At 38.3% G+C, this 18,690-nt stretch carries 21 protein-coding genes; 12 read left to right on the top strand and 9 right to left on the bottom strand.

Annotated elements, in window-relative coordinates:
- Positions 1-41 precede the first annotated feature (41 nt).
- Positions 42-479, top strand: a complete 438-nt coding sequence (locus F0361_RS09910; protein WP_154918374.1) for a BLUF domain-containing protein — start codon at positions 42-44, stop codon at positions 477-479.
- A gap of 21 nt (positions 480-500) precedes the next feature.
- On the opposite strand, the gene F0361_RS09905 is transcribed toward F0361_RS09910, so the two are convergent.
- The 5 genes from F0361_RS09905 to F0361_RS09885 all read right to left on the bottom strand — a co-directional run bounded on the left by F0361_RS09905 (position 501) and on the right by F0361_RS09885 (position 4,799).
- The gene (locus F0361_RS09905; RefSeq protein ID WP_154918373.1) at positions 501-887 is read right to left on the bottom strand and encodes a hypothetical protein; all 387 of its coding nucleotides are present in this window, start codon (positions 885-887) and stop codon (positions 501-503) included.
- Positions 888-1,019: 132 nt separating this feature from the next.
- Entirely contained in the window at positions 1,020-2,021 is a 1,002-nt protein-coding gene (locus F0361_RS09900; protein ID WP_154918371.1) for a helix-turn-helix domain-containing protein, read from the bottom strand.
- Positions 2,022-2,171: 150 nt separating this feature from the next.
- Positions 2,172-3,725 (bottom strand): PAS domain-containing sensor histidine kinase, encoded by a 1,554-nt coding sequence (locus F0361_RS09895; protein ID WP_154918369.1) that lies wholly within the window; start codon positions 3,723-3,725, stop codon positions 2,172-2,174.
- A 73-nt stretch (positions 3,726-3,798) separates the two neighbouring features.
- Positions 3,799-4,239 carry a response regulator gene (locus F0361_RS09890; protein WP_154918368.1) on the bottom strand — a complete coding sequence of 147 codons (441 nt, stop codon included), beginning with the start codon at positions 4,237-4,239 and terminating at the stop codon, positions 3,799-3,801.
- An 11-nt stretch (positions 4,240-4,250) separates the two neighbouring features.
- On the bottom strand, positions 4,251-4,799 hold the full coding sequence (locus F0361_RS09885; RefSeq protein WP_154918366.1) for a helix-turn-helix domain-containing protein: 549 nt from the start codon (positions 4,797-4,799) through the stop codon (positions 4,251-4,253).
- Between the two features lie 807 nt (positions 4,800-5,606).
- Here F0361_RS09885 and F0361_RS09880 point away from each other — a divergent pair.
- A complete protein-coding gene (locus tag F0361_RS09880; protein WP_154918364.1) occupies positions 5,607-6,320 on the top strand; it encodes a VIT1/CCC1 transporter family protein in 714 nt (237 codons plus the stop codon).
- Between the two features lie 12 nt (positions 6,321-6,332).
- Here the strand turns inward: F0361_RS09880 and F0361_RS09875 are convergent, their stop codons facing one another.
- Positions 6,333-7,109 (bottom strand): sigma-70 RNA polymerase sigma factor region 4 domain-containing protein, encoded by a 777-nt coding sequence (locus F0361_RS09875; RefSeq protein ID WP_154918363.1) that lies wholly within the window; start codon positions 7,107-7,109, stop codon positions 6,333-6,335.
- A 179-nt stretch (positions 7,110-7,288) separates the two neighbouring features.
- Here F0361_RS09875 and F0361_RS09870 point away from each other — a divergent pair, with 179 nt between their 5' ends.
- Positions 7,289-8,134 (top strand): universal stress protein, encoded by an 846-nt coding sequence (locus F0361_RS09870; RefSeq protein WP_154918361.1) that lies wholly within the window; start codon positions 7,289-7,291, stop codon positions 8,132-8,134.
- A 110-nt stretch (positions 8,135-8,244) separates the two neighbouring features.
- Positions 8,245-9,090 carry a universal stress protein gene (locus F0361_RS09865; RefSeq protein ID WP_154918359.1) on the top strand — a complete coding sequence of 282 codons (846 nt, stop codon included), beginning with the start codon at positions 8,245-8,247 and terminating at the stop codon, positions 9,088-9,090.
- Between the two features lie 24 nt (positions 9,091-9,114).
- On the opposite strand, the gene trxA is transcribed toward F0361_RS09865, so the two are convergent.
- Entirely contained in the window at positions 9,115-9,414 is a 300-nt protein-coding gene (trxA, locus tag F0361_RS09860) for a thioredoxin (protein WP_154918358.1), read from the bottom strand.
- A 355-nt stretch (positions 9,415-9,769) separates the two neighbouring features.
- Between trxA and F0361_RS09855 the strand changes: the two genes are divergently transcribed.
- The 7 genes from F0361_RS09855 (at position 9,770) to F0361_RS09825 (ending at position 15,931) form a co-directional block, all read left to right on the top strand.
- The gene (locus tag F0361_RS09855; protein WP_154918356.1) at positions 9,770-10,606 is read left to right on the top strand and encodes a universal stress protein; all 837 of its coding nucleotides are present in this window, start codon (positions 9,770-9,772) and stop codon (positions 10,604-10,606) included.
- 4 nt (positions 10,607-10,610) lie between these two features.
- Complete coding sequence (locus F0361_RS09850; RefSeq protein ID WP_154918354.1) at positions 10,611-11,459, top strand: universal stress protein; 849 nt, start codon at positions 10,611-10,613, stop codon at positions 11,457-11,459.
- A 199-nt stretch (positions 11,460-11,658) separates the two neighbouring features.
- A complete protein-coding gene (locus F0361_RS09845) occupies positions 11,659-12,069 on the top strand; it encodes a hypothetical protein (protein ID WP_154918352.1) in 411 nt (136 codons plus the stop codon).
- A gap of 11 nt (positions 12,070-12,080) precedes the next feature.
- Positions 12,081-12,995, top strand: a complete 915-nt coding sequence (locus tag F0361_RS09840; RefSeq protein ID WP_154918350.1) for a mechanosensitive ion channel family protein — start codon at positions 12,081-12,083, stop codon at positions 12,993-12,995.
- The gene (locus F0361_RS09835; protein WP_154918348.1) at positions 12,982-13,824 is read left to right on the top strand and encodes an ATP cone domain-containing protein; all 843 of its coding nucleotides are present in this window, start codon (positions 12,982-12,984) and stop codon (positions 13,822-13,824) included. The genes F0361_RS09840 and F0361_RS09835 overlap by 14 nt, the downstream gene beginning before the upstream one ends.
- A gap of 3 nt (positions 13,825-13,827) precedes the next feature.
- Positions 13,828-15,198 carry an MBL fold metallo-hydrolase RNA specificity domain-containing protein gene (locus F0361_RS09830; RefSeq protein WP_154918346.1) on the top strand — a complete coding sequence of 457 codons (1,371 nt, stop codon included), beginning with the start codon at positions 13,828-13,830 and terminating at the stop codon, positions 15,196-15,198.
- A 97-nt stretch (positions 15,199-15,295) separates the two neighbouring features.
- Positions 15,296-15,931, top strand: coding sequence for a DUF2207 domain-containing protein (locus F0361_RS09825; RefSeq protein WP_154918344.1), 636 nt, complete (start codon positions 15,296-15,298; stop codon positions 15,929-15,931).
- Between the two features lie 27 nt (positions 15,932-15,958).
- Here F0361_RS09825 and cls read toward each other — a convergent pair whose 3' ends face one another.
- Positions 15,959-17,365 (bottom strand): cardiolipin synthase, encoded by a 1,407-nt coding sequence (gene cls / locus F0361_RS09820; RefSeq protein ID WP_154918342.1) that lies wholly within the window; start codon positions 17,363-17,365, stop codon positions 15,959-15,961.
- A 197-nt stretch (positions 17,366-17,562) separates the two neighbouring features.
- A complete protein-coding gene (locus F0361_RS09815; RefSeq protein ID WP_154918340.1) occupies positions 17,563-17,748 on the bottom strand; it encodes a CsbD family protein in 186 nt (61 codons plus the stop codon).
- A 387-nt stretch (positions 17,749-18,135) separates the two neighbouring features.
- Here F0361_RS09815 and F0361_RS09810 point away from each other — a divergent pair, with 387 nt between their 5' ends.
- Complete coding sequence (locus F0361_RS09810) at positions 18,136-18,666, top strand: lipid-binding SYLF domain-containing protein (protein ID WP_154918338.1); 531 nt, start codon at positions 18,136-18,138, stop codon at positions 18,664-18,666.
- Positions 18,667-18,690: the final 24 nt, after the last annotated feature.

The raw sequence follows: 18,690 nt of genomic DNA, 5'->3' as shown, positions 1-18,690 counted from the left end.
CCAAATTTATATTACTTTGGATGCCAAAATCCATTGGCTAAATGCACGAACTAACCTACACTTCCCAGGCAAAAAAGAATATTTCTCTTAAAGACCTGAACGATATTCTTAAAACTGCCAATGAATTCAACAAAGCCCATTCCATAACCGGTTGTTTGGTATACCACAACGGACTTTTTGTACAGACGCTGCACGGGGAGAAAAAGGTGATTTTTGACCTCCTGAAAAAAATTCAAGCGGACGAAAAACATACCAATGTCAATCTTGTATGGGAAGGTCCCGCGGAAAAAGAGGTCTTCCAAGGGTGGCACATGGCCTTCTTCTCACCTAAAACTGCCGGTAAAACTTCTGAAAACCTGTTAGATTTTGAAAGGAACCTTATAACTCTTTCCACATTTTATAAGGCAGATTCAGCTTCGGTACGGATATTTTGGTCCATTGTGAAGGATTTATGTTTGAACGAGGCACAAACACACTAATCACCTACACAAGATTAGTAATTAGACCGCTTTCCTAAAAAAGGACAAGCCTTCATAGGTTATTTTGATACCTATATAGGACATAGCCGTTTTTAAAGTTTCCAATTCCCTTTCCGAATTGTCGTTCAATACTCCCAAAGAGTTTAATATCAAGGAATTCAATTGTCCTCTTGCCCTATCATTCAAATCTTGGTTCTCTTCAATATAAATGGCATCCCTTAATTTTATGTTTTTTGAAATAGCCTCATCTATCTGTAATATAAGATCTTTAATCTCATCGATAGGGTTCTTCGACAGGATTAAATCGAACTGTGTGCGGATGCTTTTCTTCCATAAATTCAAGAGTTGTAATCTGGACTCAATATCCTTTTTAACCTCAACGTAGAGGCCGGCTTTTTTATGCTGCATTCATTCGCTCATCATTTGATAATTTAATTCAAAGTTATCAGTCCTTTTCCCTATTCATTATCCCAAAAGTTTGAAATAATTGTCCATATAGATTTAAACCAAAAAACATTGTTTCAATCCTTCTAAAAAAAATTAGGCCGAGAGCTTGGTGCCACGCGCTTTCGTCAAATATACTTTAGGAGAACACTTAAAGCGTTTGTTAAATATTTTCGAGAAATAGCTACGACTGGAAAAACCAATGGTGTAAACAATTTCGGAGACGTTAAGGTCCGTTTCCTGAATTAATTTTTCAGCTAAATCCAAACGTTGGTTCTTAATGCAAGTTGCCACTGTTGAGCCTGTAAACACCTTGAAACCAGATTGCAATTTTGCTGCGGACAATCCGTACTTTCTAACAAAATATTCTATAGAGTAAGGAAACTCCGGCTTTGTCCTGATTTCCGCAATGGCATCCTCTACGCGCAACATCTCTCGCTTCGTTAATGTGGAATCATGTAAGGATTTTTTGGAATTATCACTTTTATAATGTAGAATCTCCAATGCCAAAGTAAAGTGAACTAGCCCTTCAATCAATAATTTTCGGACCACACCAGTTTGGGAAATTGACTTTATTTGAAGTAAGTGCTCCTTAATCTTTAGATTGACCGTTCCAACATATTCATATTTTTTGTTCTTTAAAAATTGGGAAAAAAGCTGATTTTTTAATTTTTCGGTTTTCTCCACTGAAGTTTCGGAAGTAAAATCATCAGAAACTTGAATAACTGAAAAATGGACCTTCTTTCCAGGTTCCAATTCGATATTCACTTCCTCTTCCATACCCCCAAGAATTACCGTCCTTAAAGAATCCACCTCAATGGAAGACTTACTCGCAGGTAACTTTAGGGTAAAATTTCCTTCTAGACAATAAATGAAAAACAAACCGCGTGTGGAAGGGTTTTTCAGGTTTAAATTGACTGTTTCCATAGTCTTTAAATCGAATTGGCTATACCCTATACCTGATTCCAGCTCCACGGACTGGACGCGTCCTGTTCCTTTATGGTTATCGAACATCAATATACGTTCCGTATCGAATATCGAAATACTTCCTCCTAGACTATTATTAAGCTGATTTAATTTTGCGTGTGTAGTGTTCATGGTTGACTGATTTAAGATTTTAAAAAGTGATGTTAAAATCACCTATTATTTTGAATCCCAAAAATCTTGATTAACCGATGATTTATGTTATAACATTTTCAGTTTTTGTTATAACATCTCATTCCGTTATCACTTAAATGGGGAATGGCGCTATTTAGATAACGAGGGCAAATAAACCGTGAATACGGCTCCTTCGGTATTCTTGCTGGTCGCCGTAATTATTCCATTGTGCGCTTCCACGATTTTTTTGCAAATGGCCAATCCAAGTCCGGTACCTGAATATTCATTTTTACCGTGCAGCCTTTGAAAAATCTCAAAAATCTTTTCCCCGTATTGGTCATCAAAGCCAATACCGTTGTCAATAAATTCCAACTTGTGATAGGTTCCTGCTGTAAGCTTGGGGATTTGGTTTAAGGCGTCAACCGTTATGCTGCTGTGCTTAATGGCAACCACTGGAACGGTTTCTGCTGCCATGTATTTTAAGGAATTTCCAATAAGATTTGAGAAAAGTTGTTCCATCTGAAATTGAACCCCATTAATTTCCGGAAGTTTATCCGCCTTGATGGAGGCATTTGTTTCACAGATCCGTTCGCCCAAATCTTCCAACACATCGTTCAAGATTTCGTTAAGGTCGATTTTTGTGGGTCGGTCCTCCAAATCCTCAATTTTAGAATAGGACAATAAATTGGAAATCAAATTTCGCATTCGCTCCGTTGAAGAAATTATCTTGTCCAAATAGTTTTGGGATTTTAGACCCAGCCTATTCTTTTCCTCTTCATGCAACCTGCTGATGAACATTTGTATCTTTCTAAGAGGCTCTTGTAGGTCATGGCTTGCAATACGGTTAAAGGCCTCCAAGTCAGAATTTATCTTTTTCAATTCGGCATTTTTGGCCTGTAATATAGCCTGATGTTCAATCTGTTTGGTTACATCCTTGAAAACACCCACCAAATGCCAGTTATTTTTAGAGGGATAATATTCGCCAATCGTATTAATATACTTTAGCTCATTTGTCCTGGTGACTACTTTAAAGGTTATATCGACCCGTTCTTTGGTATCCTTAGTTTTTGATAAAATATCACGTACCCATACAATATCCTTTTCATGGACAAATCTCAAAATAGAATCAAGGGTAGGATTCGTCGCAAATGGTTCCTCATAGCCCAATAATTTATAGACGTTCTCGGAAAGGTTCAAAGTGCCGTTTTTCAAATCCCACCGAAAACTTCCGGTACTTGCAACATGTTCCGCTTCCAAAAGCAGTTTGTTCTGTATTTCAAGTTGTCTTTCGTACTGTTTTTCCTTACTGATGTCTTTAAGAAAATGAACGATTCCATCTTCTAACTTCACAAATCTGGCACTGAACCAGACCTCCCTTCCATCAAATTCATATTTAGGAGTATAATCAATGGTTTGACCGGTTGCTAAGCATTTTTTGGCATTTTCAAATGCACCGTTTTTGACATTCTGAGGATCATATTCCAACCAACGCATCCCAATCATATCCTTAACTTGCAGCTCCGCAATCTCCTCAATCCTTTTGTTCACATATTTAACGACAAAGTCTTCTATTTGATCTTTCTCATTGTATAAGGGCTCTAAATAGGCGATTACATTATTACTGCTGTCCAATAGTTTTTCATTGAACATTTTCGTTACCTCCAATTCAGAGATCCTATTTCTTAGAGCAATTCTTTCTGGCATGATAGCTGGGTAATTTTGGTTCTTCTTTTTGCCTACGAAGTCCCTACGTAGACCTAATCCCAAGAAAGTAGGACTATATTCTAAGCAGGAAGTTCTCTTTCTTAAAGTCGTCCATATGATAGGCCCAATTCATTTTGATTACTTGGGTCAAAGATTTCTTTAGATCCTCAAAACTGGAGGGCTTCTTAATATAGATATTTGCACCGCTCAAAAATGTACGTTCAATATCCTTGTCAGACGATGAAGTGGAATAAATTGCAATTGGCAAGTCCTTTAGCAAAGGATTCTTTCGAATCTCGGCCAAACACTCAAATCCGTTCATTATCGGCATGTTAAGGTCTAGGAAAATTAGATTGGGTAAATTCTCCATTTGCTGCCTTAAGTAATCCAAGCAACTTTTCCCGTTGTCCAATTGCTGTAATTGGGTATTTAAGTCAACTCCTACCAAGGCATCGGCAAAAAACTCCCTGTCGTCCTCATCATCGTCTACCAGCAAAATTTTCATTTTATTCATACAATTCTCCGTTAAATGGTGTTTATAGTGTTATTTCTTATTTTCAAATATTGTGTTGTCGTCAAACCGGTAACCTTCTTGAATTGGCCGGATAAATGAGGTACACTGCTAAAATTTAGGCTAAAAGCAATATCGGACAATGTTTTATCTTCTTGCATTAATAGTTCCTTCACTTTTTCAATGCGGATCAACACATAAAAATTTTCAATCGTAGTAAAGGTTTTCGACGTAAAATGGTTGGATAGGTATGAATAACTGTAACCCAATTCTTCCGAAAGCATTTTGGATATAGAAATATTCCTATCATAATCCCCTCGAACATATTTTTTTATAAGGGCCTTTATTTGATCCAATAATGACAATGTATTGCCGGTATTGATCTTTATTCCATAGGTGGCCAAACCCTTGGAAAGTGCCTGCATCTCCTTTTCCTCGATTTCCCCAGATAGTATAATCGAATCTTCATGAATTCGTTCCACTGGGATATCCATGGAATCCATGGTCCTTTTTACCACTTCCATGACAACTTTTTCAACTTCATAAGTGAACTCAAATTTCACGTTTCCAATTCAAATTAGATAAACCTCTAAAATATTTACATTCCATAAATCCGAATAACAAAATACAGTTTTTCTTTAACGATTTTTGGCAACGGGCGAACTTTACATCCCACTTTGTAAACTCTAAATATATACGCCTTATAAATGTACCTCGGATTACAACTGACTTTGATTAACAATTCTTTAGGGATTGAGATTAGAATCCATAATTTTATATAAAAGATTACATTTCAATCAATTATAGCTTATTCTCATTAAGAAAATTGCATTTAGCCCTAAGCTGATTTTAAAAATCAAAATCTGTCAAAGAAGTAATTGAACTGATTTCCAAAAATCCGAAAGTACTCGATTTAGAGGATGAAAATTATAGTTAAGTATTTTTGATGATAGCCTACAGCGGGCCACAGGAGGTATTTCAAAAAGCGATCGAATTAAAAAAATTTTCCTTTCATGAGACGATTATTACAGACCAAAACTCATAATTTAAGAGCTATCTTGGGCGCTTGACGGAAAATTTGGCAAACAAATATTCCAAATATGCTTTATCTCCATTGGCACTAGCTGCATATATCAATAGAATGCAGATTGTGAGTCTATTATTGAAATATGGTGCGTCCTACCTGACAAAAATGAAAAAAGGATAAAGCCCACAAAATTTGGCAGAAAGGGAAGGGTATGATAAAATCTATGAATGTCTCTCGAAAGAGTTAATTGACCGGAAGCAATCGGGCCACTACAATAAATTTTATACTTTTAATTGATAGGAATTAAGTAACGACCAAAACCTTCAATTTAAATAAAATAACCATGTCCGAACCTAACGAATTAGATAATTACTTGGACAACCACTATATACACCGTAGCAATTGGTTACGAGCGGCAGTTTTGGGAGCCAATGACGGCATTCTTTCTACAGCCAGTATTGCTATTGGCGTAGCTGCGGCCAGTGAAATAAGGGAACCAGTGGTTTTGGCAACATTGGCGGGCCTAGTTGCCGGGGCTTTATCAATGGCAGCCGGCGAATACGTCTCCGTAAGTTCACAAACCGATGTGGAAAAAGCGGATATAAAAAGAGAAAAAGAGGAATTAGAGGAAATGCCTAATTTGGAACTAAAGCGCTTGGCACAAATCTATGAGGAAAGGGGTTTAAAGAAAGAAACTGCCCTAACGGTAGCCAAGGAACTCACGGCACATGATGCCTTGGGAGCCCATATACGTGACGAATTGGGAATCAACGACATTAGCGCAGCCAATCCTTTACAGGCAGCCATGGCATCAGGCGCCGCATTCACCATAGGTGGGATACTTCCATTTTTAGTTACGCTTTTTCTACCCTTGGAAAACATGGAGTATTACCTGTATGGATTTGCTATTTTTTTCCTGGTGCTTTTGGGGGCCATGGCGGCAAAAGCAGGTGGTTCAAGCATCCTAAAAGCGGTTGCCAGGGTAACCTTTTGGGGTACCATAGCCATGGGATTGACCGCATTGGTAGGACATTTTTTTGGGGTTAGCGTCGCCTAAATCTTGTATTGCTTAGTTGCTATCGATTAAAAAACGCTTAACGAAACTTTTTTTCAATAATCCTCTGGCGCTGGACAAAAGGTTTTCTGTTTCCTCCAAGGTGGTATTCCTCATATCTGCAATTTCATCTGGTGTGAAACCTTGATCTGTGTATAATTCAAATACGCACCTCATGGGCAAGGACATTTTACCCAATACCATATCCATATGCCTTTCAACCCGCTCTTTGTCCAAACTTTCATCCAGTTTTTGCGCTAGGCCCTTTTCCTCTTCGGTTATAAAGACATGGTCCAATGAATAGTTGGTCCTGTCCAAGGAACTATCGTCCAACTCTTCCAATAGAACCAAATCACCATCACCATCCGTACTAAAATCTTCCTCCATGGCATCCCACTCCTTTTTGGAATAGGTGTCGATGTTTTCAAAAAATATGTGATCAAATTCCTCTTCGGTCAAACGATCATCCAACAGGTCATCTACTTTTTTAAAAAGAAAAGGGCGAAGGCCATATTCATTTTTCACAAGTTCCCAATTGTCATAAACTTCAATAAACAATTGGTCCGTAAAGTCATTGGGATCGAACATTCCCTTATTTAATTTACCGGCACGTATTGCGTTCTTCAACCTTATAGCAACATAATTTTTAACCTGTGGCATCAAACGCAATAATTCCTTATTGAAAGCCTCCCGGTTTTCTTGGTTTTTAAATTCAACCAGATTTTTATAGGTCTCCTGAACCACCCAAAGTACGGTACCCATATTTGCTTTGTTTTCTTTTGTTCTATTCATGACTTAACTGTTTTATTCATTGAATATACGTTGATATGAAAACAAAAAATATGATTTATATCATTAGAAATCAAATACTTAAAGCGTGTCTTGTGAAGGTGCCTATGTATATCGCATGATAAATGTCATACTTTTAAAAATGGGAAACCATTAATTTTAAAGGTGTTAAATCAAGAGCAATGAAAAACATTCTTATCCCGACCGATTTTTCTGATAGTGCCGAGAATGCCATCACTTTTGCATTAGACCTATTCAAATGCGACCGCACCAATTTTTATTTGATGCATGCGTATGCCGATGAGTTCTACGCAATGAGCCACAATTCAGAGGGCATTGATTTTAAGAAGAAAAAGAAAAAGTTCCATGAAGCTTCGGAAAAAAAGCTTGGGGAAATAATTTCAAAGATTATAAAGGAAAAACATAATCCAAGGCATCGTTTTGAGTCTATTTCCGTATTCGAATCTCTCGTAGACGGTGTTAACGACTTTGTCAACCTAAAGAACATTGACTTGGTATTAATGGGAACCAAAGGGCAAACAGCTGACAAGAACATCACTTTTGGAAGCCATACCGTTCAGGTCTTTAAATATGTAAAGTGCCCGGTTTTGGCCATTCCCAGTGATTATACATTTTCACAGCCCAAAAAAATATTGTTCCCATCAGATTATATGGTTCCCTACAAACGAAGGGAACTAAAACTATTGGATACTTTGGCCGGCCGATTTAAGTCCGAAGTCCATTCGCTCTACATTTCGGATTTTGAGGATTTGAGCCATAGGCAAACGGACAATCAGTTGTTCCTCAAGGGATCACTGCCCAAGGCCAAACTAAGCTTTATTAGAATGGAAGTGAAGAACAGGGGAATCGCCATAATGGACTACGCCCATGAACACAAAATGGATATGCTGGTCATGGTAAATTCCAGACATTCCTTTTTGGAGGATATGCTCTACCGCTCCACCGTTGACCAAATTGCCCTAAACCCGGTAATTCCGTTTTTGGTATTGCAGAACTTACCTCGTTAATTATAATATTTTAGCCATGAAACCCTCATTAAGGGATTTGTTATAAAAAGTTGAATGCCTATACAAAAGTAAATGTTTAAGAATTAAGCTATTGACCTAAATTTAAACATATGAAAAAAATAATTCTACCTACAGATTTTTCTGAAAATGCCTGGAACGCCATCTTTACGGCCCTAAAGATCTATTCCGATGTCAAATGCCATTTTTACATCGTGAACGCCTATGAACCAGGTGTTCTAAAACCTTTGGGCACTGAAAGTCATAAAAGATTGGACGTGATTTACGATTCCCTTTCACAGCACTCAGAAAAGGAATTGGCAGAAATACAAACCTATCTAGACAAAAACCATCACAACCTACAACATAGTTTTGAGACGATTTCCTTGGGAAGCACGCTTGAAGAAGCTATGCAAAAAATAGCAAAGGAAAAAGATGCGGATCTTATTATCATGGGTACCCAGGGAGCTACAGGAGCCAAACAGGTGTTCTTAGGTAGTAATACGGTAAAAGTAATCGATAAATTACCAAATATTTCCATCTTGGCCGTACCGGATTCCTTCAATTTTCAAAAGTTGAAAACTGTCTTATACTCTACGGATTATATGAAGGGATACGACAAATTTGAACTGGACAGTCTGTTGGAACTTGTAAACATTTGGAATGCGAACATTGAAATAATACATGTAACGGAAGAGTTCGCCCTGAACGAAACACAACAAACCAACAAAAATATATTGGAGGAACGGCTTTCCGGTTTAAACTTTACATTTGTTGATCTTCCTTTCAAATCCAGTACGGCATACACTATAGGACAGTATACCAACAACAAGACTTCAGATATATTAGGTATTACAAGACACCATCATACCTTTTGGGAAAAAGTCATTGGTGAACCGGTAGTGAAGAAATTGGCATTCCACTCAGAAATCCCTTTGCTAATCCTCCCGGAAAAATAGGCTTTTAGCAAGCGGGAGCGATTCCTAAGAAAATTCCCTGATTACTTCAAGGATATCGTTCTTTTGAAGTACCCCGGATTGCCGCCATACCTGCTTGCCGTTTTTGAAGAGCATCATGGTGGGCACGCCCCTAACATTGTACTTTGTGGCCAATTTTTGGTTTTTGTCCACATCTATCTTTACGATTTTCAGACGGTCCCCCATCGCATCCTTCACTTGCTTAAGAATGGGAGCCAACATTTTGCAGGGCCCGCACCAATCAGCATAAAAATCTACGAGCACGGGAATTTCAGAATCTACTATATTCTTAAACGAGCTCTTCATTTGTTACTAGTTTTTGTTTTGAAAAGACACCTTTAACATTCATGGTAATACTAAATCCGCATTAAAAAATTTAGTTAAAGGATGCTTCAATTTTAAGTGTTTTAACACCCAAGTTACTAAATTCAAAAGAATGAAGAATTGATATTTATCATGGATTTTGGGCAAATGTTTGTGTACCTTAAATACATAAAATCAAAGGCTATGAAATCAGCCATAACAAGTCTTGATACCCCCAAGATGTCCCGATAGCTAGTCGGGATGGCGAAATCGAAGATTCATGAACGGCCTATGGCAAACAAAATGAGATGATGTGAATAATTACATCTGACCCATGTAAAACAATAAAAATAAACAGATGACACGTATTCTTTTACCCACAGATTTTTCGGATAATTCATATAAGGCGATTTCGTATGGAGTGTCGCTATTTAAAGACACACCCTGTACCTTTTATCTCTTGAACACCTATATGCCCCCGGTATACCATACGGAGTACATCTTGGGAAGCCCGGGACAAATTGGTCTTGGGGATATGATACGCGAGGAGTCCAAGAATAACCTCAAAGAGTTAAAGGAAAAGCTGGAAACAGAGTTCAAAAATCCACTGCACTCCTTCATTACGCACTCCGCGTTTAACATGCTCACCGAGGAAGTAAGCCGCATGACGGATGCAGAGAAAATTGACTTGGTCGTTATGGGTACGAAGGGTGCCACAGGTGCCGAGGAAATATTGTTTGGGACCAATACGGTACATACCATTAGGAAAAGTAAATGTCCAGTCTTGGCAATTCCCAAAGAATATAATTTTAAACCACCAAAATCAATTCTATTTCCTACGGATTATGAGGTTTCCTATTCGGAAAAGAAGATTTCCTCCCTTTTGCGAATTGCGAATAAACAGGATGCCAAAATTCATGTTATGCATGTTTTTACCCAATTGGAACTGGATTCCGATCAGAACGAAAATCAGAATACCCTAAAGGGAATATTAGGTAAAAACGGTGTATTTCATGAAGTGGAAAATGATGAGATCATAACCGCTATCAACAAATTTCAGGAACATACAGCGGTTGATATGTTGGTCATGATACAAAACAAACATACGTTCTTGGAACGACTTTTTATTGAACCCACTATCAAAAAAATAGGCTTTCATGTAAAGGTTCCGTTTATGGTCATTCCACAACTTTGACCTTATGAAGACCCTTAAAATACTTGTGCCCACTGATTTTTCAGATGAGGCCTATAATGCACTTTTCTACGCTACCAAGCTGTTGGCAAACCAGTCTTGTATTTTTTATATACTACATGTTTTCAAAAAACCGACGGGCATTCTACCAAAGTCTCATCATCTTACTGATAAAAAAATCAGCCTATTGGAAAACGAGTCCATGGAGAATTTAAAAAAGACGTTCCATAAAATCCACTTGGATGATAAGAATGTTTTGCATGAATTTAAAACGCTATCCAAGCAAGGGTTTCTAAACGAGGCCATTCATGAAACCATAGGAATTTTTAATGTTGATTTAGTGTTCATGGGCAACAAGGGAACTACCGGGTCCAAGGAAATTTTTATGGGGAGTAATACGGTACAAACCATCAGGAATTTGACAAAATGCCCTCTCATGGCCGTTCCCAAGCAAGTAGAGTTCAAACTACCAAAAAAAATAGCCTTCATTACAGACTTGAAAAAGGGCTGCAATCTAAAAACCATAAAACCTCTTTTGCAATTGTTAAAAATCCTTGATGCATCACTACATATCGTACACATTATAGAAGAAGAGTTTCTGTCTTCCCTGCAAGCATCCAACAAAAAGTTATTGCAAATTTCCTTTAAGGATTTGAACCCTAGTTTCACCTCAATTTTTGAGTTTACGGATAAAGCACAGGTTATTGACAGTTATGTAAAAAATAGTGAGGTAGATTTTTTCTCCTTGGTACACACCAAAAAGAGTTTTATTGAGCGGTTACTTAAAAAACCGGTACTTATGGATTTAAGTATGTATTCAACAGTACCTTTTCTCATTCTACCGCATAGGGAATGACAATTATCATACTTTAAATACCTTATTTAACCTAACTTAAAAGAAATTAAAATTATGGAGATGAAATGAGCCATAACAAGTCTTAATACCCAATGAGATAGTTATTGGCGAAATCAAAGATTCATGAACACCTAGGTAAACAAAATAAAATGATGTGAATAATTGCATCTGTCCTATGACAAACAATAAAAACAAGCAGATGAAAAATATAGGTATTTGGTTGGACAGTAAATATGCTTTGATCGTACGTTTGAATGAAAACGGAGACTCTTTGAAAAAAATAGAATCCGGTGTTGAATTTTTCAATAGAACCAGCACCTCTGGGTCAAGGGTCAAATGGGGCGGAACGCAAGATATAACACATGAAAAAAAATATTTGGAAAAGGAAAAACAGCAATTTAAAACATATTTCAAGGAGGTGGCCCATGCGGTAGCCGACTGTGATGCACTGGCACTTTTTGGCCCTGCGGATATTAATGAGAAACTAAAAAAGGAACTGGAAGAAAACTATCCAACAATCGGTAAAAAAATAGTTGCCGTAGAAAAAGTGGATAGTATGACCGATAATCAAACTAGGGCTCTCATTAGAGACTTCTTCAACAATAGATAAACCGATTGCCAATGGAACATTTTCTTACGGTTTTTGAGAATCCCATGGTCCAAAAGTTCATAAAACTTGCATTGTGGATCTTGCTCATTATCTTCATCATAGGTTTACTAAGAAAAACACTTAAAAAGCGAATTGAAGACAACTCCATTAGATACAAAGCTCAAAAAGGTGTAGAAATCCTTGGCTACTTTCTGATTTTTCTTATAGTCTTCATGGCATTCACCGTGGATGACATTAAGGACTACACCCTTGTCATTGGTTTATTTACTGCTGGGATAACCTTTACCCTCCAGGAACTTATTCTAAGCATGGCAGGTTCATTTTATATTTTTTTTGTGCGTGTCTATAAACCGGGTGATAGAATTGAAATTAATAATATCAAAGGTGATGTTATCGATATAGACAGTATCTACACAACCCTCATGGAAATAGGAGAATGGGTCAGTAGCGACAATTATTCCGGAAGAATAGTAAAAATTAGCAATGCATTTGTCTTTAAAGGCCCCATTAAGAATTATTCCATGGATTTTCCCTTTGTCTGGGATGAGCTTAATGTTCTTATTACTTACGGCTCCAATATGGAACTTGCCCAATCCATTATATTGGAAAAGGCAAATGAAATATTATCGGACTATACCGAAAAATCCATGGCACAATGGCAAGAGATGGTAGAACGTTATTATATTGAAAATGCAACGATAAAACCCACCCTGGCCGTTCAACTTACCGATAATTGGATAGCCTTGAACTTACGGTACATTACGGACTACAAACAAAGAAGGGATACCAAAAACAGATTGTTTTCAAATATTGAAAAGGCGCTAAAGAAAACAGAAGGTGAAGTAACTTTAGCCTCCACAACCCTTCAGCTTCTAAAAATACCCGAGGTTGAAGTTCAACTAAAAAAAGGATATGAAGGAGCCTAACATTGAGGTACAAAAATCCTCCGGGGAAAAAGTACTATTCTCCATGGATAAACTAAGAAGTTCGCTTAAACATAGTGGGGCGAGCCATGAATTGGTGGAGGATATTGTGATGAAGGTAAGGGATGAAATTTATCCGGGAATCACTACCAATGAAATCTATAATCGTGCTTATGCCCTTTTAAAAAAGAGCAAGTCGATTTTTGCTTCCAAGTACAAACTCAAAAAAGCGATCTATGAGTTGGGACCTACGGGATTTCCTTTTGAACGGTTCATGGCCGCCATTTTAAAATACTCGGGGTACCAGGTTGAAGTGGGCGTGTTTTTAGAAGGCCATTGTGTAACCCATGAAATAGATGTCCTGGCCGAAAAAAATGAAAGTACCACCATTATTGAATGTAAGTTCCACAGTGATAAAGGTCTCAACTGCAATGTAAAAATTCCCCTCTACATACATTCAAGGTACAATGATATCAAGGAGCACTGGATAAACGGAAAGAGAGAAAAGAATACACTGGAAAAGGGTTGGGTGGTTACCAATACCCGTTTTACACATGATGCCATTAAATATGGTGTATGTGCCAACCTGTACCTTCTAAGCTGGGACTATCCCAAAAACGAAGGTCTCAAGGACCGCATTGACCGCTTGGGACTGTATCCCATAACAGTTTCCACGCTTTTAAGCAATCGAGAAAAACAATTCCTGCTCAGTAGGGATGTAGTACTTTGCAGGCAACTTAAAAAGGATAAATTCTTCCTTGATCATTTGGGTATCTCCACAAAACGAAAAGCGAAAATATTGGATGAAATAGGTCAGCTTTGTAATCCATAAACCATGAAGAAAGTCAAAATTCATTTTCTTGGAGCCAGTGGTACCGTTACAGGTTCAAAATTTTATCTGGAAACCCCAGACGTAAATGTTATGATAGATTGCGGCATGTTCCAAGGATTGAAGGAACTCAGGGAAATCAATTGGAAACCTTTGCCCATAGACGCATCAAAAATAGATTTTGTGTTGTTGACCCACGGGCATTTGGACCATACCGGATACTTGCCAAGGTTGCTCAAAGAAGGGTTTAAGGGTAAAATTCTTGGAACCGCCCCCACTTTGAACATCACACAGATTATTTTGATGGATAGTGGAAAAATCCAGGAAGAACAGGCCCAGTCAGCCAACGAAGAGGGCTACAGCAAGCATTCACCGGCCCTACCCTTTTATACTGTTAAAGACGCGGAAAGAACCTTCACATTTTTTCAATCCTGTAAAAAAGAGCAATGGATTTCTCTTTCCCAAAATGTAAGGGCCAGGTTTCAATACAACGGCCATATTATCGGTGCTACCTATATTGAACTGGAAATTTGGGAAAAAGTATTTGTGTTTTCTGGGGACGTTGGAAGAACGGCAGATATTCTTTTATCCCCTCCAGAACGGCCCAAATGGGCAGATTACTTATTTCTGGAAAGCACTTATGGCAACAAATTGCACCCGGAAGAAGATATTACAGCAATTTTAAGTTCCTTGATAAAACAAACAATCCAAGAAAGGGGAAATCTTATTATTCCCTCCTTTGCCGTGGAACGTTTACAGTCCCTTATGTATACCTTATGGGTATTGTTCAAGAAGAACAAAATTCCCAATATTCCCATTTTTGTGGATAGCCCTATGGGCAACAATGTACTTTCCGTTTTTGAAAGGTTTCCTGCCTGGCATAATGTAACCATTGCCGATTACCGTGCCATGATGCACCATTTTAATATTATTTCCTCCTATGCCGATACTTGGAAAACCATTGATGACCCCAGGCCCAAAATTATCATTGCCGGCAGTGGAATGGTCACCGGTGGACGGGTCCTTACCTACTTGCAACAAATGCTTGATAGGACAACGACCCAAATTCTGTTGGTAGGTTTCCAAGCTGAAGGCACCCGGGGAAGACAACTTTTGGATGGAGCACATGAATTGAAAATATTTGGAAAATATTATCCAGTAAAAGCAAAAATCCACTTTCTGGAAAGTCTTTCTGCCCATGCGGACCAAAACGAATTGTTGCATTGGACAGATACCATTGAAAACGTTCCGGAAAAGGTATTCCTTATCCATGGGGAGCCCAATGCCCTGGATGCCTTACGAGTAAAACTTAAAGATACAAAAGGCTGGAATTGCCATGTCCCGAAGCAATTCGAAACCACAGAAATTATGTGTTGAAAGGGTGAATGCCTATTCATACCGTCGTATGATTTTTGTCATTTTTAATGCAAGGTTGAAGGCATATATTTGATCAATGCTAAAATGAGTTCATGTCATGAAAAAAATACTTTTCCTTTTCACCGTTCTTCTTATGGGATGTTCTTCCACCAGTTTAATCGAAAACTGGAAGGATCCAGATACCGTACTATTTAATGCGAACAAGGTCCTATTGGTTGGAATGACCCAAAACAAAGAAGCACAAAACGCCTTTGAGGGACAACTCCAAAAAGAATTCGAAAAAAGGGATGTGGAAGCTTGGAAAAGCTTGGATGTTTTTGATGTCACATTTACAAATTCCAAAAAAAGCGAGGAAGAGTTGGATAAGGTGGAGCAAAGCCTACTGGACAAAGGTTTTGATGCCATCCTGTTTACTAAAATTACAGGCTCCGAAAACAGGGAGAACTTTTTGAAATCCATGTCGCGATGGGAAGATGGCCAAGTAAGGTTCAATGATGACTACTTGGAACACCAAGGCATTTATTTTGACGAAGCCTATTATGAAAACTTCAAAGTCTATTTTGCGGAGACCACACTTTACTGTATTTGCGAGGGAAAAGAAAGGGCCATGATTTGGCGGGGCATTATAGAGATCATGGACCCCAGTAATGTGAACAAAGCCATAAAAGACTATGTCAATTTAGTCGTTACGGCATTGGAAAAGCAAGATTTACTTTTTATTCAGGATTTCTAAGGGCCTTTTTCGGTTTACATCATACACTCAAAACAGGGGGCTGAATATTTTACCGACTCCTTCCTTTAGCTTTTTAATCCATGGGCGTTCAACATATTCATCATACGTCAACAAGTGTCCTGATCCACTATCTTTTAAATAATCGGATTTTAGCAATTCTGCAAACTCCTTTTCGTAGACAATGGCATTTACCTCATAATTTTGCTCAAAACTCCGATCGTCCAAATTGGCCGTGCCAATCGAGGAAATGGCATCGTCGCTAACGATGATCTTGCTGTGCAGGAATCCGTCCGGAAAGAGGTATATTTTTACGCCCGACTTTAAAAAGGTCTCAAAATAGGAGTGTACGGCCCAGCTGACCAAGCGGTTATCTGCATTTTCAGATACCAAGAGACGTACATCCACCCCACTCAATGCAGCGGTCTGCAAGGCTTTTATTAGCGCCTGGTTTGGTATGATATAGGGATTTGTGATGTATACATATTTTCTGGCGGCATTGATGATGGAAAAGTAGGTCTGCTCCAAAGCGGGAAAATCATCGTCCGGCCCCCCGGAAACGATTTGCACCATGGTATCGGCTTTTGATTTGGAAATACCCGCGAGGTTTTCAAGGGGTTCCAATAATTCTTGAGAGACCAGGTACCAATCCATCATAAAAACCTGATTTAAGTGGTTGGCGGCAGGCCCGGTTATTTTTAGGTGCATATCGTGCCACTTGCCCAAGCCGGGGTCTCCTTTTAGATATTTATCGGATATATTGATGCCACCCGTAAATGCGATTTGACCATCCACCACGATTATTTTTCTATGGTTTCGATAGTTCAGTGAGGAGAAAAAACGTCCGAATTTAAAGGGCAAAAAGGGGTATACTTTCACCCCAATATCCTGCAATTTTTTAAGATAGGACTTGCTCAGGGAAAAACTCCCAATACCATCATAAATCATTCTTACCTTAACGCCCAGAGCTATTTTATTTTTAAAAAGCACCCATAATTTGTCCGCCAACTCTCCATCCTCATAAATGTAATACTGAATATGAATTTCGCGCTGTGCCTGCTCCAATGCATTAAAAATGGCATCAAAGGTGGTCTTACCGTCCTTTAAAAGCTGTAGATCGTTGCCCCCAACCGGAGGAAAGTGGGAGGTGTTGTAGAAGAGGGTCATCAATTTCCGGTATTTTCCTTCAAAGGAGTTCACCAAGTCCGTTCCAGGTCTAGGAAGTTTGGCAAACAGATTCCTTTTTAAGGCTATCAGTTTGTTCTTTCTTCGGTTTCTGCCCAATAGAAGGTAAAGGATGATTCCGCCAACGGGAATCGCAAAAATGGCCAATAACCAAGCCAGACTTTTGGAAGGTTTGGCCCCATAAAGCAGAATTGCAACAACAATGGACAACGTGATCAAAATATAAATACCCAGAATAATGGTCGTCCACATAGCAAGGCCAATTTTAATAATACATTGGATTCAATTTCTTAAAATAAATCAAAATTGCTTCGAAAGCAATGATTTTGTGTGCGAGCTCTGAGTAATTGAATGAGTGAATAAGATTCAGGTCTAGCCTAACGAATAAAATTAGGCACAAAAAAACCCTTGAAATTAAATTCAAGGGCTTTTTTATCATAGAATTTTTTTTACCAAGTTTCTATTTCCTTTTTAATTTCCTCTTTTCTTTTTCCTGTTTTTTCCTGAAGTCTTCCCAGCATTTCATCAAATTTACCTTCGTCGAAGGTGGTATCGTCATCGGTTAAGTTTCCGTATTTTTGTTTGAACTCGCCTTTCACCTGGTTCCACTTTCCTTCTAATTGTTCCTTGTTCATAATATCTATTTTTAAAAATTCGACTTGTTATCTCAAGATACCCATGAATTGTGGTTTGAAATGACGTATTCGATGGGTTTATTGATGCATTTCTAAAATAGGAAGCCTTGCTTCCCAGATTGTCCTATATTAAAATCTAATACGTTGTTATTGTATGGGAACAGTTGGAATTAAGAACAGCCAAAAACCTTAATGAAATTCTAATTTTTTCAATCCTTTAACAATATAACTTCCTATTTTTCAAGTATCTATCTATAGAATCAATAATAGAATTGATTACGGCAGGGATAGCTTTTCAATGCTCTTATTTTTGATGCGGGAATGAACCTTGATAGATACAATCAAGAGACTCCATTCCACAATATGTTAAACTAAAAACTTAATAGTATGAAATTTAAAACAATAATCGCTACTGTATTGATGATAGCTTCCACTAACATATTTGCGCAAAGCGATAAGGACAAACAAGTAATGGCCGATGCGGAAGAGGCCAAAATGGAACTTCAGAAAATGGACGGTATGGACCGATTCTTCAACAATTCTTCCGGATATGTTATTTTCCCAAATGTGGGAAAAGGAGGATTGATCGTGGGTGGTGCATCCGGTAACGGCGTACTTTACGAAAATGATATGGTACAAGGAATGGCCAGTTTGAAAAAGGTGGACATTGGACTACAGGCCGGAGGACAGGCACTTACAGAAGTCATCTTTTTTGAGACCGAAGAGGCCTTGAACGATTTTAAGGACGGCAATTATGAACTCTCCGCAAATGCCACGGCAATCGCAATCGACAAGGGCATTGCAGCAAATGCCAATTATAAAGATGGGGTGGCCGTATTTACAAAACCAAAGAAAGGTTTGATGGCAGACCTATCCATTGGAGGGCAGAAGTTCGAATATGACGAAATGGAAAAATAAGGGTCCAAGAACTTTATAAAGCTA

The sequence above is a fragment of the Maribacter flavus genome (genome assembly GCF_008386635.1).
In the GTDB taxonomy this organism is placed as follows: Bacteria; Bacteroidota; Bacteroidia; order Flavobacteriales; family Flavobacteriaceae; genus Maribacter; species Maribacter flavus.
Note: the sequence above shows the minus strand (reverse complement) of the source record. Positions and strands in the feature narration are given on the sequence as shown.